The organism is Bradyrhizobium acaciae (genome assembly GCF_020889785.1).
GTDB classification, from domain to species: Bacteria; Pseudomonadota; Alphaproteobacteria; order Rhizobiales; family Xanthobacteraceae; genus Bradyrhizobium; species Bradyrhizobium acaciae.
This window is the reverse complement of record NZ_JACMYK010000051.1, coordinates 1-26,588: the sequence shown is the minus strand read 5'-3', so window position 1 is coordinate 26,588 and position 26,588 is coordinate 1. Positions and strand designations below refer to the sequence as shown.

Annotated in this window: 26 protein-coding genes; 8 read left to right on the top strand and 18 right to left on the bottom strand. The window is 64.2% G+C overall.

Annotated elements, in window-relative coordinates; all coding sequences use genetic code 11:
- The first annotated feature begins 97 nt into the window (after positions 1-97).
- A complete protein-coding gene (locus H8A92_RS20240) occupies positions 98-1,108 on the top strand; it encodes a polyprenyl synthetase family protein (RefSeq protein WP_163160480.1) in 1,011 nt (336 codons plus the stop codon).
- Between the two features lie 204 nt (positions 1,109-1,312).
- Here the strand turns inward: H8A92_RS20240 and H8A92_RS20235 are convergent, their stop codons facing one another.
- The gene (locus H8A92_RS20235) at positions 1,313-2,152 is read right to left on the bottom strand and encodes an AraC family transcriptional regulator (protein ID WP_229197395.1); all 840 of its coding nucleotides are present in this window, start codon (positions 2,150-2,152) and stop codon (positions 1,313-1,315) included.
- Positions 2,153-2,389: 237 nt separating this feature from the next.
- Between H8A92_RS20235 and H8A92_RS20230 the strand changes: the two genes are divergently transcribed.
- A complete protein-coding gene (locus H8A92_RS20230; RefSeq protein ID WP_229197394.1) occupies positions 2,390-3,631 on the top strand; it encodes an ABC transporter substrate-binding protein in 1,242 nt (413 codons plus the stop codon).
- A 244-nt stretch (positions 3,632-3,875) separates the two neighbouring features.
- A complete protein-coding gene (locus H8A92_RS20225) occupies positions 3,876-4,979 on the top strand; it encodes a mandelate racemase/muconate lactonizing enzyme family protein (protein WP_229197393.1) in 1,104 nt (367 codons plus the stop codon).
- Positions 4,980-5,084: 105 nt separating this feature from the next.
- Here the strand turns inward: H8A92_RS20225 and H8A92_RS20220 are convergent, their stop codons facing one another.
- Complete coding sequence (locus H8A92_RS20220) at positions 5,085-5,453, bottom strand: hypothetical protein (RefSeq protein ID WP_229197392.1); 369 nt, start codon at positions 5,451-5,453, stop codon at positions 5,085-5,087.
- A 195-nt stretch (positions 5,454-5,648) separates the two neighbouring features.
- Here H8A92_RS20220 and H8A92_RS20215 point away from each other — a divergent pair, with 195 nt between their 5' ends.
- The gene (locus tag H8A92_RS20215; protein ID WP_163160485.1) at positions 5,649-5,873 is read left to right on the top strand and encodes a hypothetical protein; all 225 of its coding nucleotides are present in this window, start codon (positions 5,649-5,651) and stop codon (positions 5,871-5,873) included.
- A gap of 119 nt (positions 5,874-5,992) precedes the next feature.
- Here H8A92_RS20215 and H8A92_RS20210 read toward each other — a convergent pair whose 3' ends face one another.
- The 3 genes from H8A92_RS20210 to H8A92_RS20200 all read right to left on the bottom strand — a co-directional run bounded on the left by H8A92_RS20210 (position 5,993) and on the right by H8A92_RS20200 (position 7,572).
- Positions 5,993-6,130, bottom strand: a complete 138-nt coding sequence (locus H8A92_RS20210; RefSeq protein ID WP_229197391.1) for a hypothetical protein — start codon at positions 6,128-6,130, stop codon at positions 5,993-5,995.
- A gap of 30 nt (positions 6,131-6,160) precedes the next feature.
- Positions 6,161-6,595, bottom strand: a complete 435-nt coding sequence (locus H8A92_RS20205) for a cupin domain-containing protein (RefSeq protein ID WP_229197390.1) — start codon at positions 6,593-6,595, stop codon at positions 6,161-6,163.
- Between the two features lie 320 nt (positions 6,596-6,915).
- Positions 6,916-7,572 (bottom strand): glutathione S-transferase, encoded by a 657-nt coding sequence (locus H8A92_RS20200; RefSeq protein WP_229197389.1) that lies wholly within the window; start codon positions 7,570-7,572, stop codon positions 6,916-6,918.
- A gap of 173 nt (positions 7,573-7,745) precedes the next feature.
- On the opposite strand from H8A92_RS20200, the gene H8A92_RS20195 reads away from it, so the two are divergent.
- On the top strand, positions 7,746-8,969 hold the full coding sequence (locus H8A92_RS20195; protein ID WP_229197388.1) for a polyhydroxyalkanoate depolymerase: 1,224 nt from the start codon (positions 7,746-7,748) through the stop codon (positions 8,967-8,969).
- 227 nt (positions 8,970-9,196) lie between these two features.
- The gene (locus H8A92_RS20190; protein ID WP_229197387.1) at positions 9,197-9,991 is read left to right on the top strand and encodes a substrate-binding domain-containing protein; all 795 of its coding nucleotides are present in this window, start codon (positions 9,197-9,199) and stop codon (positions 9,989-9,991) included.
- A 169-nt stretch (positions 9,992-10,160) separates the two neighbouring features.
- Here the strand turns inward: H8A92_RS20190 and H8A92_RS20185 are convergent, their stop codons facing one another.
- The 6 genes from H8A92_RS20185 to H8A92_RS20160 all read right to left on the bottom strand — a co-directional run bounded on the left by H8A92_RS20185 (position 10,161) and on the right by H8A92_RS20160 (position 17,554).
- Positions 10,161-11,897: a bifunctional protein-serine/threonine kinase/phosphatase gene (locus H8A92_RS20185; RefSeq protein ID WP_229197386.1), complete on the bottom strand. Its 1,737-nt coding sequence runs from the start codon at positions 11,895-11,897 to the stop codon at positions 10,161-10,163.
- 60 nt (positions 11,898-11,957) lie between these two features.
- Positions 11,958-12,776, bottom strand: a complete 819-nt coding sequence (locus H8A92_RS20180) for a formate/nitrite transporter family protein (protein ID WP_212310650.1) — start codon at positions 12,774-12,776, stop codon at positions 11,958-11,960.
- A 489-nt stretch (positions 12,777-13,265) separates the two neighbouring features.
- Positions 13,266-14,012 (bottom strand): transporter substrate-binding domain-containing protein, encoded by a 747-nt coding sequence (locus H8A92_RS20175; RefSeq protein ID WP_229197385.1) that lies wholly within the window; start codon positions 14,010-14,012, stop codon positions 13,266-13,268.
- Between the two features lie 156 nt (positions 14,013-14,168).
- A complete protein-coding gene (locus H8A92_RS20170) occupies positions 14,169-14,594 on the bottom strand; it encodes a DUF4399 domain-containing protein (protein ID WP_229197384.1) in 426 nt (141 codons plus the stop codon).
- Positions 14,595-14,631: 37 nt separating this feature from the next.
- Positions 14,632-16,170 carry an SUMF1/EgtB/PvdO family nonheme iron enzyme gene (locus H8A92_RS20165; protein ID WP_229197383.1) on the bottom strand — a complete coding sequence of 513 codons (1,539 nt, stop codon included), beginning with the start codon at positions 16,168-16,170 and terminating at the stop codon, positions 14,632-14,634.
- 205 nt (positions 16,171-16,375) lie between these two features.
- Entirely contained in the window at positions 16,376-17,554 is a 1,179-nt protein-coding gene (locus H8A92_RS20160; protein ID WP_229197382.1) for an MFS transporter, read from the bottom strand.
- A gap of 73 nt (positions 17,555-17,627) precedes the next feature.
- Between H8A92_RS20160 and H8A92_RS20155 the strand changes: the two genes are divergently transcribed.
- Positions 17,628-18,428, top strand: coding sequence for an AraC family transcriptional regulator (locus H8A92_RS20155; protein WP_229197381.1), 801 nt, complete (start codon positions 17,628-17,630; stop codon positions 18,426-18,428).
- Between the two features lie 213 nt (positions 18,429-18,641).
- The gene (locus tag H8A92_RS20150) at positions 18,642-19,994 is read left to right on the top strand and encodes a malonyl-CoA decarboxylase (RefSeq protein WP_229197380.1); all 1,353 of its coding nucleotides are present in this window, start codon (positions 18,642-18,644) and stop codon (positions 19,992-19,994) included.
- A 13-nt stretch (positions 19,995-20,007) separates the two neighbouring features.
- Here the strand turns inward: H8A92_RS20150 and H8A92_RS20145 are convergent, their stop codons facing one another.
- The 7 genes from H8A92_RS20145 to H8A92_RS20115 form a co-directional block, all read right to left on the bottom strand.
- Positions 20,008-21,069 carry a hypothetical protein gene (locus H8A92_RS20145; RefSeq protein WP_229197379.1) on the bottom strand — a complete coding sequence of 354 codons (1,062 nt, stop codon included), beginning with the start codon at positions 21,067-21,069 and terminating at the stop codon, positions 20,008-20,010.
- Between the two features lie 175 nt (positions 21,070-21,244).
- Positions 21,245-22,414 (bottom strand): mandelate racemase/muconate lactonizing enzyme family protein, encoded by a 1,170-nt coding sequence (locus H8A92_RS20140; RefSeq protein ID WP_229197378.1) that lies wholly within the window; start codon positions 22,412-22,414, stop codon positions 21,245-21,247.
- A 142-nt stretch (positions 22,415-22,556) separates the two neighbouring features.
- Positions 22,557-22,820, bottom strand: coding sequence for a DUF3297 family protein (locus tag H8A92_RS20135; protein WP_229197377.1), 264 nt, complete (start codon positions 22,818-22,820; stop codon positions 22,557-22,559).
- Positions 22,817-23,293 (bottom strand): glutathione peroxidase, encoded by a 477-nt coding sequence (locus H8A92_RS20130; RefSeq protein WP_229197376.1) that lies wholly within the window; start codon positions 23,291-23,293, stop codon positions 22,817-22,819. Before H8A92_RS20130 ends, H8A92_RS20135 begins: the two co-directional genes overlap by 4 nt.
- Positions 23,294-23,384: 91 nt before the next feature.
- Complete coding sequence (locus H8A92_RS20125) at positions 23,385-24,776, bottom strand: amidase family protein (RefSeq protein ID WP_229197375.1); 1,392 nt, start codon at positions 24,774-24,776, stop codon at positions 23,385-23,387.
- A gap of 72 nt (positions 24,777-24,848) precedes the next feature.
- Positions 24,849-25,415 (bottom strand): c-type cytochrome, encoded by a 567-nt coding sequence (locus H8A92_RS20120; protein ID WP_229197374.1) that lies wholly within the window; start codon positions 25,413-25,415, stop codon positions 24,849-24,851.
- A gap of 73 nt (positions 25,416-25,488) precedes the next feature.
- Positions 25,489-26,588 (bottom strand): PQQ-dependent sugar dehydrogenase (locus H8A92_RS20115; RefSeq protein ID WP_229197373.1); only part of this gene is annotated, 1,100 nt, incomplete at its 5' end.

Here is a 26,588-nt window from a genome sequence, read left to right as displayed (position 1 = left end):
GCCACATGTCAACAACTTGATGGCCTTGCCGCAAACCTTCGCAGTTTCTATTGTTATAGCTGAGCATAATGCGTATTCGGCAAAATTGGAGACCAGCGTGGCGGTTATTGTACCCTTCGAAAGCCCGTCCAATGCTTCGATCGACGGGCTGGTGGGACTTGTCGCCGCCGACATGGAACGCGTCAACGCGACCATCCTCTCGCGGACCGGCTCCGAGGTCACCATGATCCCCGAGGTGGCCAACCATCTGATCTCCTCCGGCGGCAAGCGGCTGCGCCCGATGCTGACGCTCGCGATGGCCCAGCTCGCCGACTACACAGGCGACGGCCATATCAAGCTCGCCGCCGCGGTCGAATTCATGCACACCGCGACCCTGCTGCATGACGACGTGGTCGACGAGAGCGAGCTGCGCCGCGGCAAATTGTCCGCGCGGATGCTGTGGGGCAACGAGGCCAGCGTGCTGGTCGGCGACTTCCTGCTCGGCCAGGCGTTCCGCATGATGGTCGAGGTCGGCTCGCTGCGCGCGCTCGACATTCTCTCGGCCGCCGCCGCCACCATCGCCGAGGGCGAGGTGATGCAGCTCGCCGCCGCCAAGAACACCGCGACCACCGAGGATGAATATCTCGCCGTGATCCGCGGCAAGACCGCCGAGCTGTTCGCCGCCGCCTGCGAGGTCGGTCCTGTGATCGCCAACCGTCCGAAAGCCGAGCAGACCGCGTGCCGCTCGGTCGGCATGAATCTCGGCATCGCCTTCCAGCTCGTCGATGACGTGCTCGACTATGGCGGCAAATCCGCCAAGCTCGGCAAGAATGTCGGCGACGACTTCCGCGAGGGCAAGATCACGCTCCCGGTGGTGCTCGCCTTCCGCCGCGGCAACGACACCGAGCGCCAGTTCTGGATCCGCGCACTGGAGCGCGGCGAGATCGGATCGGCCGATCTCGATCACGCGATCGGGCTGATGACCAAGCACCGTGCGCTGGAAGACACCATCAGCCGCGCCCAGCACTACGGCGCGATGGCGGTCGACGCGCTGGCGCTGTTCCCGTCGTCACCGATGAAGACCGCGCTGGAACAGGTCGTCGCGTTCTGCCTCGCGCGCTCACACTAAACTCGCCACATCAACAGTGTCGTCCCTGCGAAAGCAGGGACCAATACTCCGCAGCGAGTGTGGTGAACGTCACTCGTCGTTCCGGATTCGCGCGGCATAGTCATTAGTGGTTATGGGTCCCTGCTCCTGTGCGCAATTGCGCACTAGGCAGGGACGACATCGGGTTTGTCGCAACCGTGATCTGGGGAATGACGTGTCGGCCCTCTACTCTTCCACGGGCACCCAGATCTCCAGTCCGCCATTGCCGGTGTTCTTGTCGAATTTCTCGTCGTAGCGCTCGAAGTTCGGCGCGTCCGCGACCTTCATGCCGGATTGCGGCAGCCACCTGTTCCAGATCGTGTTGACGGTGCGGCGGATGGTCGAGATGTGGTCTTTGTGGGTGAACACCACGTATTTCTGCGCCGGGATCCTGACACGTGCGAACTCGCGCGGCAGGTCGGAGAAATCGGCGACCTCGACGCCTGCGATGTAGTCGAAATTGCCGGCGTCGTCGCCGTTGCAGCAGACGCCATAGGCGCCATTGCCGACCTGACGCGGAATATGGACGCATTGCTGGTGGAAGCCGTGCCACTGGTTCGGAATGCCGGCCGTGCTGTCATTGGCGTGGTTGTAACGCTCGCCGACGCCGGCGACGAGAAACGCCTTGCCGGACGCGATGCGCGGCGGATCGAGATGATCGAGAGCGGTCGAGATCATGGTGATCGGCTCCTGGAGCTTGAGCGTCGTCAGGCACGTCGTCGCGCGCACCGTTTCCGGCGTGACGCCGAAATGGTCGCGAAACGCGCGGGTGAATGCTTCGTGGGAGCCGTAATCGGCATCCAGCGCGAGGCTGAGAATATCGGGCGCACCGGCGGCGAGTTCGCGCGCGGCCTCGCTGAGGCGGCGCGCCCGCACGTAGCGCATCACCGAAAAGCCGGTCGCCTCCGCGAACGCCCGCACCAGATGGAAGCGCGAGACCCCGGCAACGACGGCGATATCGTCGAGCGTCAGCGACGTGCGGAGGTGGCTTTCGATGTACCAGAGCGCCTTCTGGGCTGGATTCATGGACGACGGCTTTCCTGCAAGGCTCCGGCATCATGCATGGCTGCCGCGCACGGCATTTGACAGTCCTTGCTGCGCAGCGGCGCAACCGTGGTTCCGCTCAGCGAAATTTTAGCCCAAAGCCGCCGCTGGCAACAATGTTGCAATCGTGCATACTCGCAGCCGCATCGATCCGACGGCTCACCAAGCTGCCCGAAAATCAAGACTGCACGAGCCGCGGCCAGCATGTCAGGGAGGACAATGATGCACCACCAACGCCTGAGCTATGTCAACTGCGTCATATCAGCGGCGCTTGCGGGGCTTTTGACGATCGCCCTCGCCGGCGCCGCCAACGCCCAGAAGAAATACGATCCGGGTGCGACCGACACCGAGATCAAGGTCGGCAACATCATGCCCTATTCCGGCCCGGCATCCGCCTACGCCACGATCGGCAAGACCGAAGCGGCCTATTTCAACAAGCTCAACAGCGAGGGCGGCATCAACGGCCGCAAGGTCAACTTCGTCTCCTACGACGACGGCTACTCACCGCCGAAGATGGTCGAGCAGGCCCGCAAACTGGTCGAGAGCGACGAGGCGCTGTTGATCTTCAATCCGCTGGGCACGCCGGGCAACACCGCGATCCAGAAATACATGAACTCCAAGAAGGTGCCGCAGCTGTTCGTCTCCACCGGCGCCGCCAAGTGGAACGATCCGAAGAATTTTCCTTGGACCATGGGCTGGCAGCCGAGCTACCAGGTCGAGGCGCGCATCTATGCCAAATACATCCTGCAGAAATATCCCGGCAAGACCATCGGCGTGCTCTACCAGAACGACGATTTCGGCAAGGACTACCTGATCGGCCTGCATGACGGGCTCGGCGATGCGGCCAAGAAACTGATCGTCGTCGAATCCTCCTACGAGACCACGTCGCCGACGGTGGATTCGCAGATCGTGCAGATCAAGGGCGCCAACCCCGACATCTTCGTCAACATCGCGACGCCGAAATTCGCGGCGCAGGCGATCAAGAAGGCCGCTGAGCTCGATTGGCATCCGGTCCAGTTCCTGACCAACGTCTCGGTCTCGATCGGCGGCGTGATGAAGCCGGCCGGCTATGAGGCGAGCCAGGACATCCTGTCGACCCAGTATCTGAAGGACCCGGCGGACCACGAGTGGAAGAACGATCCAGCCATGAACGAGTGGCGCGCGTTCATGACCAAGTGGTATCCCGAGGGCGACCAGAACGACGCCTCGACCGTGTTCGGTTACGGCGTCGCCAAGGGGCTGGAGCAGGTGTTGCGGCAATGCGGCGACAACCTCACCCGCGAGAACCTGATGAAGCAGGCGGCCAGCCTCAACTTCGAGATCGGCATCTATCTGCCGGGGACGAAGATCAAGACCGGGCCGGACGACTACGCGCCGATCGAGCAGTTGCAGATGATGCGCTTCAAGGGCGAGAGCTGGGAGCGGTTCGGTCCCATCATGAGCGGCGAGAAGAGCAGCTAGGGCTTTCCTCTTTGGGCTTCATGATGCCCGGCCCTGCGCCGGGCATCCACGTCTTCGACACGATTCACGCGCAAGATTCTTACCAGCTAGACTTGGTCACAAGCAGACTTGTCACAAGCAGACTTGGAGCAGCCGGAACCCAGGCGAGCCGAAGCGAAGCTGCACGCAAGCTCGCCGCACTTGGGCTAGAGTATCCGGCAATCAAGCGCTCGCGGCCCATCCTGCGATCGGAAGGACAACAACAATGAAAATCACCGACGTCCGCGCCCACCACATCCGCATTCCCTATGACGCAGGCCCGGCGAGCTTCCGCCAGGGCGCATCCGCCATCTCGGCGCTCGACATGGTGCTGGTCGAGGTGTCGACCGATGCCGGCCTGACCGGCTGGGGCGATGCCTTCGCCTATGTCTGCCCGAAGACGAGCAGCATGGCGGTGACCGAGATGATCGCGCCGCAGGCCCGCGGCCTCGAGGTGCCGGACGCAGCCAAAATCCCCGCCGTGATGGAGCAGATCCAGCGCAATCTGCATCTGTTCGGCCGCTACGGCATCACGATGTTTGCGATCTCCGCGCTCGACGTCGCGTTGTGGGATCTCGCCGGCAAGGTGAAGGGCGTGCCGCTGCATCAATTGATCGGCGGCGCCAGGCGCAGCGCGATTCCGGCCTATGCCAGCCTGATGCGGATCGGTAATCCCGGCCATATCGCCGCCGAATGCAAGAAGGCGATCAAGCTCGGCTACGCTGCGATCAAGCTGCACGAGACCACTGTGCCCGCAGTTGCCGCCGCGCGCGAGGCGATCGGCCCCGGCGTGCCGCTGATGGTCGACATGAACTGCCCGCTGGATGGACCGGCGGCAATCCAGTTCGCGCGCGACTGCAAGCAGGCCGCGCCGATGTTCCTTGAGGAGCCGGTCTGGCCGCCGGAGGATTTTGCGACGCTCGCGGAGGTGCGGAGAGAGGGCCGGCTCGATATCGCGGCCGGCGAGAACGCCTGCACCGTGCATCAATTCCGCCAGATGATGACCGCGGGCGCGGTCAGTCACTCGCAGCCGTCGGTGATCAAGGTCGGCGGCGTCACCGAATTCCTGCGCGTGGCGGTGCTCGCCGACGAGTTCGGCGTCCAGGTGATTCCGCATTCGCCGTATTTCGGGCCGGGCTTCCTCGCCACCCTGCATCTGATGGCGATCCGCGACGAAGGCCTGATCGAAATGTTCTTCATGAAGCGCCCGGCCTGCCTGTGGGGCGACCGCATCGACGTCGACGCCCGTGGCCATGTCGCCGTGCCCCAGGGCCCCGGGCTCGGCTACGAGCCGGATCGCGACGTGATGGAGAAATATCGGGTGGCGTGACGGGTCCGGCCTTCCACCGTCATTGCGAGGAGCGAAGCGACGAAGCAATCCATATCTCGGCAAGCTGAGAGGTGGATTGCTTCGCTGCGCTCGCAATGACGATCTCTACTTCGTCCCGTCCTTCGCAGCCGGCGTCGTATCCTTCGCCGCGGGCGCATCGGCCTTCTTCTTCAGATCCTCGGTCAGCTTGAGCTGCGCCGCCTGCAAATCGGTGACGAGCTTCTGCAGGCCCGCAATTGCGCTCTGCAAGCTCGCGATCTGCCGGTTGGCGGCTTCGAGCTTCTGCTGATGATCTGTCGTGAGCTTGCCGATCGTCTTCTGCAGGAAGTCGACGTTGCTCTGCAGACAGCTCGTGCGCCGCTCCATCGTCTTCTCGACGGTGCAGATCTCGATGCCGGGAACGTCCTGCGCACGCGCGGTTCCGACGACGAACACGAGCGGCATGAGCAGGACAACAGCGAAACGAGCGATCATCGGCATCCCCAATCAAACGCGTCATTCACAGTTTTGTGCGCGCGACGCTGAAAGCCGGGCAGACATACCACACTGAAACCGTATTCGAGCGGTGTGCTTCACCCATTACGGGGACTACTCGTGGGGACGGGGGCCTTCGGAACTTGTTTGGTTCGACCCCTTTTGGCTCGACCTTGGGCAGTGGAGACAGATCGCATGGCAACGCGCGAAAAACGGCTGGCGCAATTCGATGGCAATGGCGAACCTTCGCCGGAACAACGCGTGGAAGTGCTTTGTGAGGATCATAGCGGAACGTATCAGCTGCCGTTCGCCTGCCGCTTCGTCAACGGCCAGTGGCGCAATGACACGACAGGTGGCGCGCTGGAAGCCAACGTCATCGCCTGGCGGAAGCCGCGCGAGAAGCAACCGGGCCTGGCCTGAGTGCATCAGGCGCCGCGCTTGCGCATGGTCCTTCCGGACCATGCATGCTGTTTCAAAACGCGACGCGCACGCGCCGTGCTTTAAGATTTGGAACGCGGATGGAACGAATCGCGCCCGAATCACTGATTGAGCAGCGTACTCCGTTGTTCACGGCTAGATGTGGCTATCAGCCCGAGGCGGCGCACCACATACAGAAGCATGACGATCGGCCGCAGCCAGCGGCCGATAACAAAGGTTAATTCCTCCGCCGACGACATTTGCGATCCCTTCTCTGATCCTCCTCGCGATCATTTCCACGGCGTGGTCGGCGGCACGGTCTCGGTCGCCGGCGGCACGTCCACGGTCTTGAAATCGGCGGGGCTGACGATCTCGAGGTATTCCATGTCCTTCGAGTAATCGAACAGATAGTGGGTGATGCCGGGACGCTGATGGATGACGTCGCCGGCCTCGACCAGCGTCTCCTTGTCCTCATACATGAAGCGCGCCCAGCCCTTGGTCATGATGACGATCTGAAAATCGCACAGATGCTTGTGCCAGCCGGTGCCCTCTTCCGGCGGCAGGTCGGGATTGGCCTTGACCAGATGGCAGATAACCTGCCCGCCGGTAGCATCGGCGATGCCGAGATCGCGATACAGGAAGAAGTCGCGCAGACCTCCGCCCTTGAACTCGGTATCCCCGGGTTTGACGTGGGAGAATTTGCCGACGACGGCGTGCTGGTTCATTTCAAGCCTCCACGGTTCTCGTGTTTGCGAGATCGCGGCGCGGCTCAGCGTCCAAATTTTCGGCAGCGTCGCATCGTCGCGGTCACAGCTCGATTGTTGCTATGCGAAATCCTTGCCAGCCCGGTTGTGCTGCGGCGATCGGTCTCGCCACGCGCGGCCGCCGCGGCGGAAGCATTTGGCGCGAGGCGCGAATTTGCGTTTGGCGTCGATCGGCCACGCCGACGGCGCGTCACCGATTCCCGACGCCGGCGGCACGCCCATTGAGCAAGGCTTGCCTTGAGCTTGAGCCGCCGGCCCAGGCAGGCCGGCGCGCGCACTGCCTAATATTCGACCTCGAGCTCCTCGACGTCGGCGGGCTCCGCCTTCGCAGCCTCCACCCATTCCTGCATCTCGGGCATCGCCATGATGGTCCTGGCATAGGCCGCAAGGACAGGATCGAGCTTGACGTCATAGGTCATGAAGCGGGTCACGACCGGCGCATACATCGCGTCCGCCATGGTGCGGCGTTCGCCGAACAGGAACGGCCCGCCGGACTTGCCTAGGCAATCGGCCCAGATCGTGCAGACACGGTCGATGTCGGCCTGCGCCCGCGACCAGATCTTGAAGCCGGGAAAATGCCCCTTGAGGTTGACCGGCAGCGACGAGCGTAACGTGGTGAAGCCGGAGTGGATTTCGCCCGAGATCGAGCGGCAATGGGCGCGCTGGATGCGGTCCTCCGGCAGCAGCCCGGCATGCGGCATGATCTCGTTGAGATACTCGCCGATCGCCAAGGTATCCCAGACCGTCGCGCCCTCGTGGCGCAGACAGGGCACCAGGATCGACGAGGACAGCAGCAGCAGCTCGGCCCGCGCCGAGGGGTCATCGGGCGCCGTGACCACCTCCTCGAACTCCAGCCCGGCGAATTTCGCCAGCAGCCAGCCGCGCAGCGACCAGGACGAGTAATTCTTGCTGCTGATGGTGAGTGTCGCTTTCGCCATGCCCTTGCCTCACGCCCTGAACACATCCCGCTCCCGGCCGCCGCACGTCTTTCCAAGCCGCCGCGCCCCGGAGCCTTTCGTTTTTGCAGCAAGCCACGTGCCAATTTGCCGGGCAGCCCGCCCCCTCTCTGGCGTCGATATTGCATATCCAGCCGGGCCAGGGGCGGATGCGTATGATGTCAATGATGTACCAAGCCTATCAGAACCACATGGACCTCACGGCGCCGTGGCGGACCGGGGCCGCAGCGGCGCTGAAATACCTCAATCTGGTGCCGCAGGGCGCCGCCGACCGGGTGTACGGCCGGCTCGCCGCCGCGCTCGAGCTGATCTCCCGCTCCACCCTGACCTACGCCCGCCCCGACTACGCCATCGGCAGCGTGTCCTCCGGCAACCGGGAATACGAGGTGACCGAGGAGGTCGCCTATGCGACGCCGTTCGGCTCGCTGCTGCATTTCAGGAAGGTGGACGGACCGGAGCAGCCGCGGCTGCTGCTGGTGGCGCCGATGTCCGGGCATTTCGCCACCCTGCTGCGCGGCACCGTGAAGACGCTGCTGCAGGACCACGACGTCTACATCACCGACTGGCACAATCCGCGCGACATCCCGCGCAGCGAGGGCCGCTTCGGGCTCGAGGACTACACCGACCATCTGATCGACTTCCTCGGCCAGCTCGGCCCGCGCGCGCATATGGTGGCGATCTGCCAGCCTTCCGTCTCGGCGCTGGCGGCGGCTGCGATCATGTCGGAAGACGATCATCCGGCGCGGCCGGCGTCGCTGACCCTGATGGCCGGGCCGATCGACACAAGGATCCAGCCGACCAAGGTGAACGAATTCGCCAAGAGCAAGCCGATCAAGTGGTTCGAGGACAATCTGATCAATTACGTGCCGATGCAGTGCAAGGGCGCGTTGCGTCAGGTCTATCCCGGCTTCGTGCAGCTCACGGCGTTCGTGTCGATGAACCTGGAGCGCCACATCAAGCAGCACATCGACCTCGCCGACCATCTCGCCAAGGGCGAGACCGACAAGGCCGAATTGATCAAGACCTTCTATGACGAATATTTCGCAGTCATGGATCTGCCGGCGGAGTTCTACATCGAGACCGTGCGCGACGTGTTCCAGGAACATCTGTTGCCGCAGGGCATGCTGATGCATCGCGGCCGTGCGGTGAACCCGGCGGCGATCCGGCGCATGGGCCTGATGACGGTGGAGGGGGAGAAGGACGACATCTGCTCGATCGGCCAGACCCTCGCCGCCCAGGACCTCTGCACCGGCGTCCGCACCTATCGCAAGGTGCATCACATGCAAGCTGGCGTCGGCCACTACGGCGTGTTCTCCGGCAAGCGCTGGAACAACGAGATCTATCCGCTGCTGCGCGATTTCGTGCATGTGAATTCGTGAGCGCTACGCGACGCTTTTTCCCGTCATTGCGAGCCAACGGGTCGCGCGAACGCGCGCCCGATGACAGGCTCCGCGAAGCAATCCATCGGTCCATGCATGCGGAACGATGGATTGCTTCGTCGCTACGCTCCCGCAATGACGAGTGGCGACTAGCCACGTCTTCTCCCGAGCGATAGTCTCCCCGCCCACGACGACCCCTTCCCAAGAATCGTCCAGGGAGAAACTCCATGCGCGCCTTGACCGCCTTACGTGCCCTCACGCTCGCCTTCGTCGGCGCCCTCGCGTTCACGTCAGCCGCGTCTGCCGCCGAAGTCCATGTCATGATCTCGGGCGGGCTGACCGCGGCCTACAAGGCGCTGGTGCCGGAATTCGAGCGCAAGACCGGGCATAAGGTGGTGACCGCCTTCGGGCCATCGATGGGGACGACGACCAACGCCATTCCCGTGCGGCTGGCGCGCGGCGAACCGGCCGACGTGCTGATCATGGTCGGCTATGCGCTGGGTGACCTGATCAAGCAGGGCAAGGTGGCGGCCGACAGCCGCGTCGACCTCGTGAAATCGCCGATCGGGATCGCGGTCAAATCAGGCGCACCGAAGCCGGACCTCAGTTCGGCCGACACCGTCAAGCAGGCGCTGCTAGCGGCGAAATCGGTCGCCTATTCCGACAGCGCCAGCGGCGTCTATGTCTCGACCGAGATGTTCCAGAAGCTAGGGATCGCCGACCAGATGAAGGACAAGGCGCGGATGATCCCGGCAACTCCAGTCGGCGAGATCGTCGCCAAGGGCGAGGCCGAGATCGGCCTGCAACAGATCTCCGAGCTGAAGCCGGTCAGCGGCATCGACATCGTCGGTCCGCTGCCGGAGCCGTTGCAGAAGATCACGGTGTTCTCCGCCGGCATCGCGTCGGTTTCAAAAGAGCCCGACGCCGGCAAGGCGCTGATCAGCTTCCTCGCCTCGCCGGACGCACATGACGCGCTGGTCAAGAGCGGGCTGGATCCGATCGCAGCGGGTGCGACGCATTAGCCGCGCGTAGCGCCACTGTTTCCCCGTCACCCTGAGGTGCGAGCCTAGCGGCGCACTTGCGACGCTGGGCGAGCCTCGAAGGGTGCACGGCCACCAGCCAGGCCGATTCATCCTTCGAGACGCGCTACGCGCTCCTCAGGATGACGGTGTTGGTGACGGAGTCGAGCCCCTACCGCAAATGGTGCGCGCCGTAAGCCAGCAGCAGCACCACGACCAGCGCCAGCAGCAGCGTGGTCGACTTCCAGAACAGCACCGGGTTGCGCTCGATCAGCGGGGTCGATGACGTCGTCAGATATTTTACGTTGGGATTGCGCAGGTCGAACAAGAACTCGGAAAAGCTCTCGTAGCGCTTGAGCGGATTGATGTGCACGGCGCGCTCCAGCGTGCCGTCGACCCAGTTCGGGATCGCGCGGCCGCCATGTGCGGCCGAATGGTAGACCAGCCGGTTGAAATCGGATCGTGTTCGCGCACGCGCGATCCGTGCGCCATAGGGCAAGCGGCCGGTCAGCATCTGATAGGTGACGACGCCGAGCGAGAACAGGTCGGAACGCGCGGTGCCGCCCTCGCCGAGAAAATACTCCGGCGCGGTGTATTGCTGGGTGCCCAGAATATCCTCGACGCCCACAGGTACCGCCTCGGCGACACCAGAGATTCGCGTCGAGCCGAAATCGATGATCTTCACCGTGCCGGTGCTGTCGATCATGATGTTGTCGGGCCTGACGTCCTGGTGGAGCATCTCCTTGCGGTGGAACGCGCGCAGGCCCTTCGCGATCTGCTCGGTGATGTCGCGCACCGTCTCCAGCGCCGGCGCCGGATTGTCCGTCATCCACTGCGTCAGGGTCTGGCCGTCGACATATTCCATCGTGACGTAGAGGAAGTTGCGCCTGCGCTGCGGGAGAAACGGCTTCAGCACATGCGCGCTGTCGATTCTTCTAGCGACCCACTCCTCCATCACGAAGCGCTTCAGGTAGGCCGGATCGTCGCGCAGGTCGATCGAGGGGATCTTGATCGTGACCGTGCTGCCGCTCTCTTCGTCGACCGCGAGATAGATATGGCTGCGGTGCGAGGCATGCAGCTCGCGCACGATGCGATAGCCGTCGAACAGCATCCGTGCATCGAGCAGCGGCGGCAGCGGCAGCTCGGTGGGCTGGCCGAACACCTCGCTGGCATCGCCGTCGGGCAATTCGTCGATCCGGATGATCTGCGCGGTGAGATTGTCCGCGCTGCCGTTTTCATAGGCCTGTTCGACGATCGATTTCGCCGCAGCATCGAGGTCGGCAGCGCCGTCCCTGATCGTCTTCGCGAGCTGCCGCGCCGGAACGTGCTCGTAGACGCCGTCGGTCACCAGCAGGAAGGTGTCGCCGCGCTCGAGCGGAAGGTTCTGATAGTCGATCTCGAGCTGCGGGTTCACGCCGAGCGCGCGGCCGAGATAGCTCTGCTGCGACGAGATCACGACGCGGTGGTCGTTGGTCAGTAGCTCGAGGCTGCTGCCGGCGACACGGTAGATCCTGCTGTCGCCGACATGGAACAGATGCGCGGTGGTCGAACGGATCACCAGCGCGCTGAGCGTGCAGACGTAGCCCTTGTCCTTGTCGTAGGGATTCTGGCTGCGCCGGGTTTGCGCGTGCAGCCAGGAATTGGTCGCCTCCAGCACCCGCTGCGCCGAGGTCTTCACCGACCAGGATTCCGAGGTGCAGTAGTAGTCGGTCAGGAAGCTCTTGACCGCGGACTCGGCGGCGACGCGGCTGACGCTGCTCGAGGAGATGCCGTCGGCGAGCACCACGGCGATGCCTTTCAAGCCGAGCAGCGGCTCCTCTGGGATCAAGACGCCGTGAAAATCCTGATTGGTGTCCTTGCGGCCCTGATCAGTGAATTGCCCGACCGATATGTTCAGCGCGCGCGGCATCGCCTCATGCAGGCCCAGTGGATCTCTCCCTGACAGGAGAGACCCATAAGCCGGCCAGGATCAAGCCGCGAGGCGCTGGCGCTTCGGCGCCGTCTTCACATGCGTCGTGTAGAGCGTCAGCCCGGTGAAGGCGAGGCCGCCGGCGAGGTTGCCCAGCACGGTCGGGATCTCGTTCCAGATCAAATAGTCCATGATCGAGAACTTCGCATGCAGCATCAGTCCGGACGGGAACAGGAACATGTTCACCACCGAATGTTCGAACACCATGTAGAAGAACACCAGGATCGGCATCCACATCGCGATGACCTTGCCGGGCACGGTCGTCGAGATCATGGCGCCGACGACGCCGGTCGAGACCATCCAGTTGCAGAGCATTCCGCGGATGAACAGGGTCGCCATGCCCGCCGCGCCATGCGCCGCGTAGCCCAGCGTTCGCGCCTCGCCGACATTTCCGATGGTCATGCCGACCTTGTCGGGCTCCTGCGTGAAGCCGAAGGTCGTCACGAACGCCATCATGAACGCCACCGTGAGTGCGCCGGCGAAATTGCCGACGAAGACGAGGCCCCAGTTGCGCAGCACGCCGCCGAGCGTGACCCCGGGGCGCTTGTCGAGCAGCGCGAGCGGCGAGAGCACGAACACGCCGGTCAAGAGATCGAAGCCCAGCAGATAGAGCATCACGAAGCCGACCGGAAACAGCAATGCGCCGACCAGCGGCTGGCCGGTGTTGACGTTGATCGTCACGGCAAACCAGGCCGCCAGCGCCAGGATCGCACCGGCCATGTAGGCACGGATCACGGTGTCGCGCGTCGACATGAAGATCTTGGATTCGCCGGCGTCCACCATCTTGGTGACGAATTCGGACGGTGCGAGATAGGCCATTCGTAAAGTCCCCTTGCGCAATTCGGCCGCGCCGGCTGCCTGCCGGAAGCGACGCGGGTTGGTTGAAATGCTCGTCCGTTCGGGGAGATGGGGTGCAACGATTGCTCGAGACGCCCGGGCCGGGCGCCTTGATCCCCTCACCTCGGCCTTCGCTGGCTTCGGCAATCCGGAGGACGGCAGTCGTCATTGACCAATGCAATCAAAAGCAATGGATATGCCAACCGGCGACAGGCTTGAAATCTACGTCAATACAATGAGTTAGATAACCGGCATGAGAACCATTCGGCGCGATGGCGCGGAATTATGCAGCATGCCCAGATGTCACCCAAGGGACGCGCCTCTCCATCCCCGCCATGCTGAGGAGCCGCGAAGCGGCGTCTCGAAGGATCGACGGCCACCAGCGGGGCCGATTCATCCTTCGAGGCTCGCTCCGCTCGCACCTCAGGATGACGGGGAGAAAGGTCAGATAGGTCGATGCGCGCCGCTACTTCACTTCACCTCGGTGCGGACCGGCGAGCCTTTCAGCCCGTTATTGTCGTAGGCCTTGCGCAGCGTGCCGTTGGCGATCGCATCCGTCATGAATTTCGTGGCAAACGCCGCAGCCAGCGGATGGTCGAGCGGCACTGCGACCGCGGTGACGGTCTGCTTGAAGGTCTCGTCGAGCACGCGGGTGCCCGGGATCTTCCTGGCCATCGCATTGAGCTGATCGCGCGACAACGCGAACGCATCGACCTCGCCGCTCTTCAACAGATTGAAGATCTCGTCATAGGTCTGATAGCCGGTGACCTTGGCGTGCTTGAGATGCGCGATCGCACCGCGCATCGTGGTGGTGGCATTGACGGCCGCGACCTTGACGCCGTCCTGATCCAGCGCGGCGAAATTCGCAATCGTCGAGCCCGGCTTGACGATATAGGTGGCATCGGCGACCTCGTAGATCGGCCCGAAGGTCATCCTGGTCTCGCGCTCGGGATCCCGGGGCAGGAAGGTGATGTCCCAGGTGTTGCTGGCCGCCGCCTCGCTGATCTGGCCGGAATTCTGGTGCACGACGTATTCAACGGGAACACCGAGCTGCGCCGCCATCTCGCGGCCGAGATCGACCGGCACGCCGGCATAACCGTTCTCGGTCCTGGTGCACCAGAACGCGCCGCCCGCCGGGCTGATCGCGATCGCGACCCGGAGCTTTCCGGTCGGTGCGATCTGATCCTTCAAGGCATCGGCGTTGGCGGACGTGGCCATGACAATCACTCCCAGAACGAGGCCGGCCAGACGCATCAGTCGAGACAACATCGGACGTCCTCCACGCCGGGTCTTGCACCCGGCCGGCGCGCAACAAACCGCACGAGGCCGCTTTGCGCAAGCGGCGGTTCGCGCAAGGAAGCTATCCGTATCGGCCTATTTGACGCGGATGGTGATTTTTTCGGAGACCACCGGCGGGTTGAATGGATAATGCTTGGCGTCGCCCAGCACCAGCTGCAAGGTATGCTTGCCGGGCGCCAGATCGAGCTGCGTCTCGGTCTGGCCCGCACCGAAGTGCTGGTGAGACTTGTCCGACGGGATCGGCTCATTCGGATTCAACGGCTCATCCACATCGATCAGAAGATGGTGATGGCCACTGTTCGGATATTCGTCGCCGGCATGGGTGACGCCCATGTTGCGCAGCCCGAAGCGGCACGCGAAGGGGCTTTTGAGCTTGGTTCCGTTGTGCGGCCAGATGAAATACAGCTTGGTGTCTTTCCCCGCCGGCTTGTTCTGCGCTGTGCCCGGACCGGCGAACAATGTCAGCGCCGCAGCCAGGGTGATCAAGCATGCACTCTTCATAGCCCCTCCATGAAACCTGGCGGTTACAGACGATCTGTCAGGGCGACAGCGCGACCCGGAAACCGTGGGTCGGGTAGCGAACATTGGTGTCGTAATTGTCGCGATTGGCCGGACGGACATAGCGCGCGTCGTTCTTCCAGGAGCCGGAACGAATGACATGGGAGCCGCAGTCGCCACCGAGCCACGCCGCACCGTCGGCCGGCGCGCCCTGGTAGTTCCTGTGCCAGCAATCCTCGACCCACTGATCGACACTGCCGCCCATGTCGTAAAGACCAAACGGATTCGGCTTGAAGCTGCCGACCTTGACCGGCTGTTCGGCGGCAGCATCACCACCGCAATCCTTGCAGCCGGCGTGGCCCGATTGCACCTGGTCGCCCCACCAGTATTTCGATTGCGTTCCGCCACGCGCCGCATATTCCCATTCGGCTTCGCTCGGCAGCCGATAGGCCTTCTTGGTCCCCTCGGCGAGCCAGGCGACATATTGCTTCGCATCGCTCCAGCTCACATTGGTGACCGGCAGGTCGTCCTTGCCACTGGCCGTGAAGCCGCAGGCCTTGGCTGCCGCGCAGGCATTCCATTCCCGCACGGTGACCGGATATTTGCCCATCGCGAACGGCTTGACCGTAACCTTTCGGATCGGCCGCTCGGAGGGATCGTCATTGCTTCCCATCGAGAAGCTGCCGCCCTGCAGCGCAACCATTTCGGGCTCCAGCACGGACGGTGCGGGACTGGCCGAGGGGGCGGCCTGGGGTGACGCCTGCTGGGTCGGTGCGGCGCTTGGGCTCGGACTTGCGGTTTGCACCGGCGCCGGGCTCGGTGCCGCCTGCGGCGCGGCGGTCGATGCCGGAGGCGCCTGCGCGACGTCGATCGGCTTGCTGCGCGGTTGCGCCAGCATGTACCACAGCACGCCGCCCGCGATGACTGAGACCGCCAGTCCGAGCAGCGTGAGCAGGATCGACTCGCGGCGCCGGCGCGTCCTCTGGTACGCGGCAGCGTCCGGCAACACGCGATAGACCCGGACCGGATCGGTGATGTTCTTGACCTTCTTGTCACCGAGCGATTCGTACCCGCAGACCATCTTGTGCTTGATCTGCTCGTAGATGCCACCGGAGATGAAGACTTCACCCGGCGCTGCGATCCCTTCCAGGCGCGAAGCCACGTTGACGCCATCGCCATAGATATCGTCGGCCTCGATGATGACGTCGCCGAGGTTGACGCCGATCCGGTACTCGATCCAGCGATCTCGCGCGACCGCCGCGTTGCGGCCGATCATGTTCTGCTGGATCACGATGCTGCACCGGACCGCCTCGACCGGACTGTCGAACATCGCGATAAAACCGTCGCCGGTGGTCTTGACCAGCTTGCCATGGTGCTCGGCAATGGTCGGCTCGATCAGATCGCGCTCGGCCCGCTTGACGCGGGTATGCGTCCCCTCCTCATCGAGCTGCATCAGCCGGCTGTAGCCGGCGATATCGCCGACAACGATCGCCGCCAGGCGCCGCGGCATCGAAGTTCCGGGCGGCTGTGTATTGTCGGACTGTGACCGGCCTGACTTGAAATCGCGAATTTCGCCCATGGCGCTCCGGCTGCTCCACAAATTACGTGCTCGCGGCGCAACCGGCGCCTTCGTCCCCGAGGCCCGGCTCAATTTACCACAGCTGCGGGTCGGAACAAAGTTGTTGAAGCGTGACCAAGTCACGGATACCGCAGCACAGAGCAGCGCGCCCGCCAGCCGGCGGGTGCGCATCGCGCCATGGCAAGTGGGCGCAAAACGCTCGGTATCAGCCCCCTTGCGCGGCCGGCGTGCGGATCTCGCGCGGCAGGATGATCGCGGCCGCAATCGCCAGCAGGCATAGCCCCGCGAACGCGCGCAGCATCATGGAGAAGCCGCCCTGGTCATACAGCCAGGCCACCAGGCCGACGGATGCCCCCGCCGCGGTGAAGCCGACGAAATAGCGCACCGCATAGGCACGCGAGCGCCATTCCTCGGTGGTGTATTTTCCGACCATGGCATCGTTCACCGTGACCTGGCCGAACGCGCCCATCACGATGCCGATCGAGACCACGATCAGCGGCAGATTGGACAGGCTCGCCGCGAAATAGAGGAACGGCGCCAGCATGAACGACAGCGGCAGCGCCACCGTCTTCAGCGAATGTTTGTCGAGCAGCCTGCCGATCGTGTACTGCGTCATCGCGCCGAACACATAGACCCCGGCCGCGATCACGCCGAGCAGCGCCGGGCTCCTGGTCAGATCTGCGAGCCGTTCCGCGAACAGCTTGGGCAACGCCACCGTCACCGCGTTGAACGTGGTCGAGATCGCGATCACCACGATCACGAGCGACAGCACCACGCGCCACATGTCTTCCTTGGCGACCCGCGCCTGCGCTGCGGCCTGCCTTGAGCCCTTGCGGTCCTCATGCACCACCGTCATCGCAAAGGCGATGCCGATCAGCACGGTGACCACGCCGGGCACGATGAAGGCCCAGCGCCAGCCGAGATACTGGCCGATCACGCCGGTGACCAGCGCCGAGGAGGCAACCCCGAGATTGCCCCAGACGCCGTTGATCCCCATCTGGGCGCCGAGCTTCTCGGCGTAGGACACGATCATCGCGGTACCGACCGGATGGTAGATCGAGGCGAAGATGCCGATCGCGAGCAGCGCCGCGCCGAGCTGCAGCGGCGTCTGCACGAAACCGACCGAGATCATCGACAGGCCGATGCCGACGAAGAAGATCACCATCATGTGGCGTCGGCTCCAGCGGTCGCCGAGCCAGCCCGTGATCAACGAGCCGGCGCCGAAGGCGATGAAGCCAGGCGTCGCATAGGGCAGGAGCTCCGAATAGGCCATGCCGAGCGCCGGGCCCATGATGATGACGGCGGCGGCGAAAATCAGCATCGCATAATGATCGATGAAATGGCCGGCGTTGACGAAGGTGATCACCCGGCTGGGACTATTCATGGCACGTCTCTCACGCGATTCTTCCATTGCTCGAAAATAGGTTATAGGTGCTTGTCCTGACGGGATGTCGCCAATGACTATCGCTGAGCCGCCAATAAGAGCCCTGCACCAGGACCGGCGCGTCACCGGCGACGGCGTCCACATGGTCGCGCGCAACTACCCGAAGGGCATCCGCCTCGACCCGCACATGCATCGCGAGGCGCAGCTGGTTTATGCCGCCAGCGGTACCATGCAGGTGACGACACCGAAGGGCCGCTGGCTTGTGCCGCCGGATCGCGCGGTGTGGGTCCCAGCCCTGCTCCCGCACGCGATCGACGTGCTCGCCGACATCGAGATGCGCACGCTGTATTTCGACCAGGCCTGGCTCGCGCGCGAACAACGCAGCGGCAGCCTCGACCATGAATTCGTGGTGCGGGTCTCGCCGCTGGTGCATCAGGCGATCCTAGCGCTGTTCGACGCCTCATGCGGACGCGAGCGCACCGACCTGCTGATCAGGCTCGTGATGCTGGAGCTGCACCAGGCCGAGGATTCCGCGACCTTCATCCCGCTGCCGCAGGAACCGCGCTGCCGCCGCGCCGCCGACATCGTGCTGGCCGATCCGACCAGGGACCATGAGATCGATGCACTGGCACGCATGGTCGGCACCTCGGCGCGGACGCTGTCACGCCTGTTCTCGGCGGAGACGCAACTCTCCTTCAAGAGCTGGTGCCAGCGCGCCCGGATCGCAGCGGCGATCGAACGCCTGTCGACCGGCGCGAACGTCTCGGTCAAGCAGGTCGCCTCCGACCTCGGTTATGCCAGCGTGCCGGCATTTTCGCACGCGTTCCGCCAGGTTACCGGCAAGACACCGACCGCGTTCGCGGAGAAGCAGTGACGCTCGTCATAGCGGGCTTGACCCGCGTATCCATCAACCTTCAAAGAAATTCTTTCCAAAGAGATGGATGGCCGGGTCAAGCCCGGCCATGACGAGCTATCTAGCTGCGACATATTTCCGTACGATCCATGCGCTTGATTGCAGTCCTCCCGACCTTAAATCCCGTGTAAGGTCCGGCTTCACTGGATACGACCTGCTGGATACGACCGACACATGGCCAACGCCTTCTTCTCCGACCTGCTCTCGACGATTTCCGAACGCGGCCGCGTCCTGCTCGGCCGCGCCAGCCCGGCCGACGACAAGCAGGATGCTTCCGAACTTCTGGAATTGTGCGAGGCGCTGCTGTCCGGCCGCGGCGAGGCCTCCGGCACCGCGATGGCGCGCGAAGTGCTCGACCGGTACCACCACCTCGATGCCGCCGGACGGCTGTCGTTCTTCCAGACGCTGGCGCGCGATTTCGGACCCGATCACGCCCGGCTGGCGCAGGCGATCGACGCCTGGCGCGCCAAAACCGATGGCGAGGACGCCAGCGACCTGCATTTCGCCTCCGAGCCGCGCCGCCAGGAATTGATCCGCCGACTCAATCGCGCGCCGGGCGGCACCGGCGAGCTGGTGTCGATTCGCTCGGATCTGCTTTCATTGATGAAGGGCAACAAGGACCTCGCCGCGCTCGATCGCGACGTGGTGCATCTGCTCTCGTCCTGGTTCAACAGGGGATTCCTCGTGCTGCGCAGGATAGACTGGTCGTCTCCGGCCAATATTCTGGAGAAGATCATCCGCTATGAGGCCGTGCACGAGATCCGCGATTGGGATGACCTGCGCCGCCGCATCGATCCGATCGATCGCCGCTGCTACGCGTTCTTCCATCCGGCGCTGGCCGACGAGCCGCTGATCTTCGTCGAGGTCGCGCTGACCGAGGCCATCCCGGGCGCGATCGCACCGCTGCTTGCCGAAGAGCGCGAGCCGGTTCCGGTCGAGAAGGCCCGCACCGCGGTGTTCTATTCGATCTCCAACACCCAGCGCGGCCTCGGCGGCATCTCGTTCGGCAGCTTCCTGATCAAGCAGGTGGTCGAGGAGCTGCGCCGCGAATTGCCCAAGCTCGACAATTTCGTGACGCTGTCGCCGGTGCCCGGCTTCATGCAGTGGGTCAAGCAGGCCGACGACGTGCCGCTCACCGATGAGGACCGCCAGCTGCTGGAAAGCCTCGGCAAGCCGGACTGGTTCGAGAACGCCGAGCTCGCCACGCAGCTGCGCGCCGTGCTGGAGCCACTCGCCGCCTATTATTTCCTGAGAGCGCGCACGCCGAAGGGCCGGCTGATCGATTCGGTCGCGCGCTTCCATCTCGGCAATGGCGCGCGGCTGGAGCGGATCAACTGGCTCGGCGACCTCTCGCCCAAGGGCCTGCGCGAATCCGCCGGCGTCATGGTCAACTACCTCTACCGCCTCGACGACATCGAGAAGAACCACGAGGCCTATGCCAACAACGGCGAGGTGATCGCCTCGAGCGCGGTGAAGAAGCTCTTGAAGGGCGAAGGCCGGCGGCTGCTGGACATGCGGTTGTCGTAAGCAGCCGCCTGCATCACGCGGTCGCGGATCGCGGCCGCAACCCCGCCGGCAGATGCGCTTCGAGCCAGGCCGCGATCGCGCGCTCGTTGCGATGGTAGAGCAGGCCCGCGGCGATCACGCCAATTCCGATCAGCGACAGCGAGAACGGAAACCACAGCGAGTCCTTGAAGACGACGTCGGCGAGGTGTCCGAGATAGAGGCAGATGCCGAACGCGCCGAACACCGCATAGGCGCGCCGCATCAGGATCACGGCGATCGCGACGAGACCGATGTTGAGCAGGCAGTAGATCGCCTTGCTCAATTCGGTCGAGCCTTCGGAGGCGCTGATGCCGCCCCAGAATGCCATCAGGCCGAACAGATGCAGCCAGAACGCAAAGTCGCCGTTGCGGCTGCGATAATCCACGATCCACGCCACCGCGAGGACGGCCAATCCGAACCACACCGACACCCGACGCCGCATCTCGAAATCGGCATAGGCGGTGCCGCTGAACCACGGCGCCAGATCCATCGACATGAACCACAACGCGACCGAGATGATCGCGACGATGAAGGCGAAGCGGTAGTAGCGCAGCGCGACGATGCCGGCGGCAATTGTTGCGATCTCCATGAATATCCAGCTGCCCTTCACCCAGACATAGAAGTCCTGCACGGTTCCGGGCTTGCCGAACTTGCCCCACCAGCCGAGTTCGTCCTGGATGCCGTAGACCGCGAGCGGCGCCATCGAGACCGCGATCGCGATCAGCAGTCCGCCGGGAACCCGCAAATTCTTGCCGTACCAGAGGTGATGACCCGCCACGGCGAATGCAGTGGCGTAGGCGATCGCGCAGGCCGTGAGCGCCCGACCGCCCATCTGGGTGAAGGCCAGGGTCGAGAACAGGCCCATGGCGCCGATCACGATCAGCGCGCCGGCATACCAGAGCACGTGAGCGGCATCGAACCTGGCTGGCGGGCTTGCGTCATCGGCCGTGCCTTGCCCGGCAGTGCCGGCGAGGAAGGCGAGCAGCCGCTCCAGATCAGCCGCGCTGATCACCCCGGCATCTGCGGCTTCCCGGAGATTCTTTGCTGAATATGGCATGCGGCGATCCTCATGACCGGTTCCAGGCGCCTTCCGGGGATCCGGACAGCACGCCCTCCCGAATGAGTATAGCGCAACGTGAGCAACGTTCAATTATTTCTTGAGCGCCGCTCACATAATTTTGCGAGCGAACTCAACCCTCCTGCGGCCGCCGATCCGCACCGGCCGGGCTGGATCAGTCGGCCAGCGCCTTCATTTCCGCATAGAGGTCGGACTTGCTCTCGAAGCCGATGCCCGGCAGCTCCGGCATCACGATGTGGCCGTTCTCGACCCGCACACCGTCCGGGAACCCGCCATAGGGCTGGAACAGGTCGGGGTAGCTCTCATTGCCGCCGAGGCCGAGGCCGGCCGCGATGTTGAGCGACATCTGATGGCCGCCATGCGGGATGCAGCGGCTCGGCGACCAACCGTGGGTCTTCAGCACCGCGAGCGTGCGCTGATATTCGCAGAGTCCGTAGGACAGCGCGCAGTCGAATTGCAGCCAGTCGCGGTCCGGCCGCATGCCGCCGTAACGGATCAAATTGCGCGCATCCTGGTGACTGAACAGGTTCTCGCCGGTCGCCATCGGGCCGGGATAGAATTCGGCCAGCGCGGCCTGCAATGCATAATCGAGCGGATCGCCGGCCTCCTCGTACCAGAACAGCGGATACTCCCGCAGCATCTTGGCGTAGGCGATCGCGGTCTCCAGATCGAAACGGCCGTTGGCATCGACCGCAAGCTGCGCCTCGGTGCCGATCTCCTTCAGCACGGACTCGATGCGCTCGCGATCCTCGGCGAGCGGCGCGCCGCCGATCTTCATCTTCACGACGTTGTAGCCGCGGTCGAGATAGCCGCGCATCTCCTTGCGCAGCGCGCCGAGGTCCTTGCCCGGATAGTAATAGCCGCCGGCGGCGTAGACGAAGACGCGCGGATTGGCAGTCAGGCCGTGGCGCTCGGCGAGCAATCGGAACAGCGGCTTGCCTGCGATCTTTGCGACTGCGTCCCACACCGCCATGTCGATGGTGCCGACCGCGACCGAACGCTCGCCATGGCCGCCCGGCTTCTCGTTCGACATCAGCGTCGACCAGACCTTGTCCGGATCGAGGTTGGCGCCATCAGCATCGAGCAGCGATTTCGGATCGGCTTCCAGGAGGCGCGCCGCAAAGCGCTCGCGGATGAGACCGCCCTGCCCGTAGCGGCCGTTGGAATTGAAGCCATAGCCGACCACCCGCCTGCCGTCGCGCACCACATCGGTGACAACGGCAACCAGGCTCGTGGTCATCTTGGTGAAGTCGATATAGGCGTTGCGGATCGGCGAGGAGATCGGTTTCGTCACCTCGCGGACGTCGACGATGCGGACGGACATGGGCTCAATCCTTTGACGCGTGAGTGCTTAGCTTCTCGTCATGCCCGGGCTTGTCCCGGGCATCCACGTCTTTCGCCGGTGACGTCCCAAGACGTGGATGGCCGGGACAAGCCCGGCCATGATGACGTCAAAAAGCGAGTAATCAGGACTTCGCCTTGTCCTTGAAATACGGCTCGACCGGCCCGTGCACCTTGATGGTCAGCGGATTGCCGTAACGGTCCTTGGCGTTGCCAGCGGTGACCCGCACCCAGCCTTCGCTGATGCAGTACTCCTCGACATTGGTCTTCTCGGCACCCTTGAATCGGATGCCGACATCGCGGGCAAGAATCTCCGCGTTGTAATACGGGCTGTTCGGATCGACCGAGAGGCGGTCGGGGAATTCGTCGTTGGTGGTGTCGTCGCTCATAGCAGCGCCTCGATGTCCTTCTTCAATCCTTCGGGCCGGGCGGTCGGCGCATGCCGCGCCACGACCTTGCCGGAGCGATCGACCAGGAACTTGGTGAAGTTCCATTTGATCGACGGCCCGAGCAGGCCCGACTTCTCACGTTTCAGGTATTCGTACAATGGATGCGCGCCACTGCCGTTGACGTCGATCTTGGCGAACATCGGAAACGTCACGGCGTAGTTGGTCTCGCAGAACGTGGCGATCTGCTTCGCATCGCCAGGCTCCTGCGCACCGAACTGGTTGCAGGGAAAGCCGAGCACGGCAAAGCCGCGCGGTGAGAGACCGGCGTACAGCTCCTGGAGGCCCTTGTATTGCGGCGTGAACCCGCAGGCGCTCGCCGTGTTGACGATCAGCAGCACCTGCCCCTCGAACTGCCGCAGCGGCATGTCCTCACCGGCGAGCGATTTTGCGGTGAAATCGTAGACCGTCGCCATCGTTCCTCTCTTATTTGCGCATGATCTCCGCGCAAACGCGTTCCGCGTTTGTCGCGAGGGAAAACCGGTACCCACTTTTCCGGATCATGCGCTAGACCACCGGATCGATTGGAGAGGACGGCGTGCCGCCGGCCTCGATCGCCTCGCCTGCCGCAAGGCAGAGATCCTCGCGGTAGCGGCCCGCCACCAACTGCACGCCGACCGGAATCCGTCCCACCAAGCCGGTGGAGACGACGAGCCCGGGAAGCCCCATGAAGGGGATCGCGATCTGCGGCAGCTGCGCGTGCCACACCCGCGCGAACGACGCCTCGTCCTTGCGGTCGAGATGATCGGGGAACGGCAGCTCGCCGGAGACCGGCATCAGCAGCACCGGATATTTGTCGAGGAAAGTAAACCAGTCGCGCGTCAGCGTGGCGCGCCGGGTCAGCGCCTGCGACAGGTCGAACGGATGCACGCGGGCGCGAACGCCGCGGAGGCAGGCCAGCGCGCCGGGATCGCCCTCGCGCTCGGCGAAGGCGAGCTGGGCCTCGTAGCCGTCGCCGAGCCAGAGCCGGGTCTGGATCTCGGCCGCCTCGCGCAGCGACGGGGTGTCGTCGATCTCCTCGACGATCCAGCCTGCCTCTCGCAGTCGCTTGCCGGCATCGGCCACCGCGGCGACCACTTCCGGCACCGGGTTGAGGCCGTCAGGATTGAGGCACATCGCAACGCGCTTCTCGCGCGGCGGTCCCTCGAGCGGCACCGGCGCGTACCAGGGGTCGCGATAGTCAGGCGCCGACATCGCCGCGAGCGAGATCCGCAGATCGTTGACGGTTCGCGCCAGCGGGCCCGAGACCGCGCTGATCTGCGGCCCGATCGGCCGCTCCGGCAATGCCGGGTTGAAGGCCGGGATGCGGCCCATGCTCGGCCGAAGGCCGTGCACGCCGCAGGCATAGGCCGGATAGCGGACCGAGCCCGCGATATCGGTGCCGTGCGCGATATGGCCGATGCCGGCCGCGACCGCGGAGCCCGCGCCGCCCGACGAGCCACCGGGCGTGATGCCGGGATCGCGCGGGTTCTTGGTGTCGCCGTGAATGAGGTTGGTGGTGAACCAGCGATAGGACACCGCCGGACAATTGGTGCGGCCGAGCAGCACCGCGCCGGCCTTGCGCAGATTGGCGACCACCGGATTGTCGACCTTGGCGATCAGGTCGCGCTGCGCCTTCAGCCCGTTGGTGGTGGCGTAGCCCTCCTGGTCGACATTGACCTTGATGGTGATCGGCACGCCGGCGAGCGGCCCGACCGCCTCATTGCGCGCAATTGCCGCATCGATCTTCGCAGCCTGCGCCAGCACGTCGTCCGGCCGGTGATCGACCACCGCGTTGATCTTCGGATTGACCGCGTCGAGCCGGGCGAGCCCGGCCTCCGCCGCCTCCTTCGCCGAGACCTTCCTGGATTTGATGAGGGAGGCGAGCTCGGCCGCCGACAGACGCCAAATATCCTGCATGAGACACTCCGTATGACGCAGGCGTTTTAGCCCCACACGAAGGGCAAGGCCAGCTTCCCGCCGCCCGATGTTTCAGCGGACATGCGCGATGTAATGGGCAAGGTCGCCGATCTGCTCCTTGGCCACCGTCTGCATCACGTCGGCCATGGTGGCGTCGTAGCCGTGGCGGCTGTTGTCCTTGTATTCGGCCAGCGTCTTGGCGAGGTAATCCTCGCGCTGGTTGGCGATCCGCGGGACGTTCTCCTTGCCGGAGAAATCGGTGTTGTGGCAGGTGTTGCAGCGGTTCTGCTGCGCCAGCGCCTGGCCACGCGCCATCCGCGCGGGATCGCCGGCATCCGTGGGCGGCGTGGGCTTCGGCAAGGTGGCGATGAAATCGGAGAAGGCGCGCAGATCGTCGTCGGTCATCGACTTCGCCATCTCGTTCATCGGGTCGAACACCCTGAGCTTCTCGCGAAACATGAACAGCTGGATCAGCGCATAGGGCGCCTGCTGGCCGCCGAGCGACGGCGTGTTCTCGGTTTCCGACGTGCCGTGCTCGCCATGGCAGGCGAAGCACGCAGCAGCACGCTCCTGGATGGTCTCGGCATTGGCGGAAAAGCTGAGAGCGGCCAGCGCCGCGACGATTGCGAGCTTGCGCATCGGTCCATCCTTGCATGCAGTTCAAAAAGAAAATCGGGGGCAGCACGCGCTGCCCCCGATCGCTGGTTTCAACTTACTGGTTGGCGACCTTCGGCTTGCCGTAGCTGACGCGATAGACCGCGCCATTCCAGTCGTCGGAGACCAGCAGCGAGCCGTCCTTCAGCAGCATCACGTCGACCGGGCGGCCGACATACTTGTTGTCCTCGAGGAAGCCGGTCATGAACGGCTCGATCGACTTCACGGTGCCGTCCTTGTTGAGCCTGACGACGACGACGTCACCGCCCTGCTTCTGCGACTTGTTCCAGGAGCCGTGACGCGCGACGAAGATCACGTTCTTGTAGGTCTTCGGGAACATGCTTCCGGTGTAGAAGCGCATGCCGAGCGAGGCGGTATGCGGGCCCATCAGGCCGACCGGCGGCGTATAGTCCTTGCAGTTCTTGCCCCAGCCGAGCTCCTGGTCGATGATGTTGCCCTGGTAGCAGAACGGCGCGCCGAAATCCTCGCCCGCCTTGGTGACCCGGTTGAGCTCGTCTTCCGGCACCGTCTCCGACAGCCAGTCGCGGCCGTTGTCGGTGAAGTACATCTGCTTGGTCTCGGGATTCCAGTCGAAGCCGACCGAGTTGCGCACGCCGAGCGCATAGACCTCGGCGCCGGAGCCATCGAGATTCATGCGGCGGATCTGGCCGTGGTCGGCGTCATGCAGCACGTTGTTGCCGGGCTGGCCGACCGGGACATAGAGCTTGTTGTCGGGACCGATGGCGATGAACTTCCAGCCATGCGCCTCGTCCTTCGGCAGCTTGTCGTAGATGACGGTCGGCTTCGGCGGGTTGTCCAGATTGTCCTCGATCTTGTCGATCTTGGAGACCTTCGACAGCTCGGCGATGTAGAGCGTGCCGTCCTTGAAGGCGACGCCGTTCGGGCGATAGAGGCCGGAGGCGATCACCCTGACCGAGCGCTTGCCGTCCTTGTTGACGATTGCATAGACCTTGTCGACGAGCCGGCTGCCGACGAACACGGTGCCCTTGTCGCCGAGCGCCAGCGAGCGCGCATTGGCCATCCCTGCGGCATAGACCTCGACATTGAAGCCGGCCGGCACCTTCAGCTTGGCGAGCGGCAACTTGTCAGGCGCGGCCGGCAGCGGCGGCGGCGCCACCGGCGCGAGCTTGGCGGCGG

Coding starts and splice junctions, on each gene's coding strand:
- H8A92_RS20235 (WP_229197395.1), bottom strand. CDS start 2,152: ATGAATCCAGCCCAGAAGGCGCTCTGGTACATCGAAAGCCACCTCCGC.
- H8A92_RS20230 (WP_229197394.1), top strand. CDS start 2,390: ATGATGCACCACCAACGCCTGAGCTATGTCAACTGCGTCATATCAGCG.
- H8A92_RS20225 (WP_229197393.1), top strand. CDS start 3,876: ATGAAAATCACCGACGTCCGCGCCCACCACATCCGCATTCCCTATGAC.
- H8A92_RS20220 (WP_229197392.1), bottom strand. CDS start 5,453: ATGATCGCTCGTTTCGCTGTTGTCCTGCTCATGCCGCTCGTGTTCGTC.
- H8A92_RS20215 (WP_163160485.1), top strand. CDS start 5,649: ATGGCAACGCGCGAAAAACGGCTGGCGCAATTCGATGGCAATGGCGAA.
- H8A92_RS20210 (WP_229197391.1), bottom strand. CDS start 6,130: ATGTCGTCGGCGGAGGAATTAACCTTTGTTATCGGCCGCTGGCTGCGG.
- H8A92_RS20205 (WP_229197390.1), bottom strand. CDS start 6,595: ATGAACCAGCACGCCGTCGTCGGCAAATTCTCCCACGTCAAACCCGGG.
- H8A92_RS20200 (WP_229197389.1), bottom strand. CDS start 7,572: ATGGCGAAAGCGACACTCACCATCAGCAGCAAGAATTACTCGTCCTGG.
- H8A92_RS20195 (WP_229197388.1), top strand. CDS start 7,746: ATGATGTCAATGATGTACCAAGCCTATCAGAACCACATGGACCTCACG.
- H8A92_RS20190 (WP_229197387.1), top strand. CDS start 9,197: ATGCGCGCCTTGACCGCCTTACGTGCCCTCACGCTCGCCTTCGTCGGC.
- H8A92_RS20185 (WP_229197386.1), bottom strand. CDS start 11,897: ATGCCGCGCGCGCTGAACATATCGGTCGGGCAATTCACTGATCAGGGC.
- H8A92_RS20180 (WP_212310650.1), bottom strand. CDS start 12,776: ATGGCCTATCTCGCACCGTCCGAATTCGTCACCAAGATGGTGGACGCC.
- H8A92_RS20175 (WP_229197385.1), bottom strand. CDS start 14,012: ATGGCCACGTCCGCCAACGCCGATGCCTTGAAGGATCAGATCGCACCG.
- H8A92_RS20170 (WP_229197384.1), bottom strand. CDS start 14,594: ATGAAGAGTGCATGCTTGATCACCCTGGCTGCGGCGCTGACATTGTTC.
- H8A92_RS20165 (WP_229197383.1), bottom strand. CDS start 16,170: ATGGGCGAAATTCGCGATTTCAAGTCAGGCCGGTCACAGTCCGACAAT.
- H8A92_RS20160 (WP_229197382.1), bottom strand. CDS start 17,554: ATGAATAGTCCCAGCCGGGTGATCACCTTCGTCAACGCCGGCCATTTC.
- H8A92_RS20155 (WP_229197381.1), top strand. CDS start 17,628: ATGACTATCGCTGAGCCGCCAATAAGAGCCCTGCACCAGGACCGGCGC.
- H8A92_RS20150 (WP_229197380.1), top strand. CDS start 18,642: ATGGCCAACGCCTTCTTCTCCGACCTGCTCTCGACGATTTCCGAACGC.
- H8A92_RS20145 (WP_229197379.1), bottom strand. CDS start 21,069: ATGCCATATTCAGCAAAGAATCTCCGGGAAGCCGCAGATGCCGGGGTG.
- H8A92_RS20140 (WP_229197378.1), bottom strand. CDS start 22,414: ATGTCCGTCCGCATCGTCGACGTCCGCGAGGTGACGAAACCGATCTCC.
- H8A92_RS20135 (WP_229197377.1), bottom strand. CDS start 22,820: ATGAGCGACGACACCACCAACGACGAATTCCCCGACCGCCTCTCGGTC.
- H8A92_RS20130 (WP_229197376.1), bottom strand. CDS start 23,293: ATGGCGACGGTCTACGATTTCACCGCAAAATCGCTCGCCGGTGAGGAC.
- H8A92_RS20125 (WP_229197375.1), bottom strand. CDS start 24,776: ATGCAGGATATTTGGCGTCTGTCGGCGGCCGAGCTCGCCTCCCTCATC.
- H8A92_RS20120 (WP_229197374.1), bottom strand. CDS start 25,415: ATGCGCAAGCTCGCAATCGTCGCGGCGCTGGCCGCTCTCAGCTTTTCC.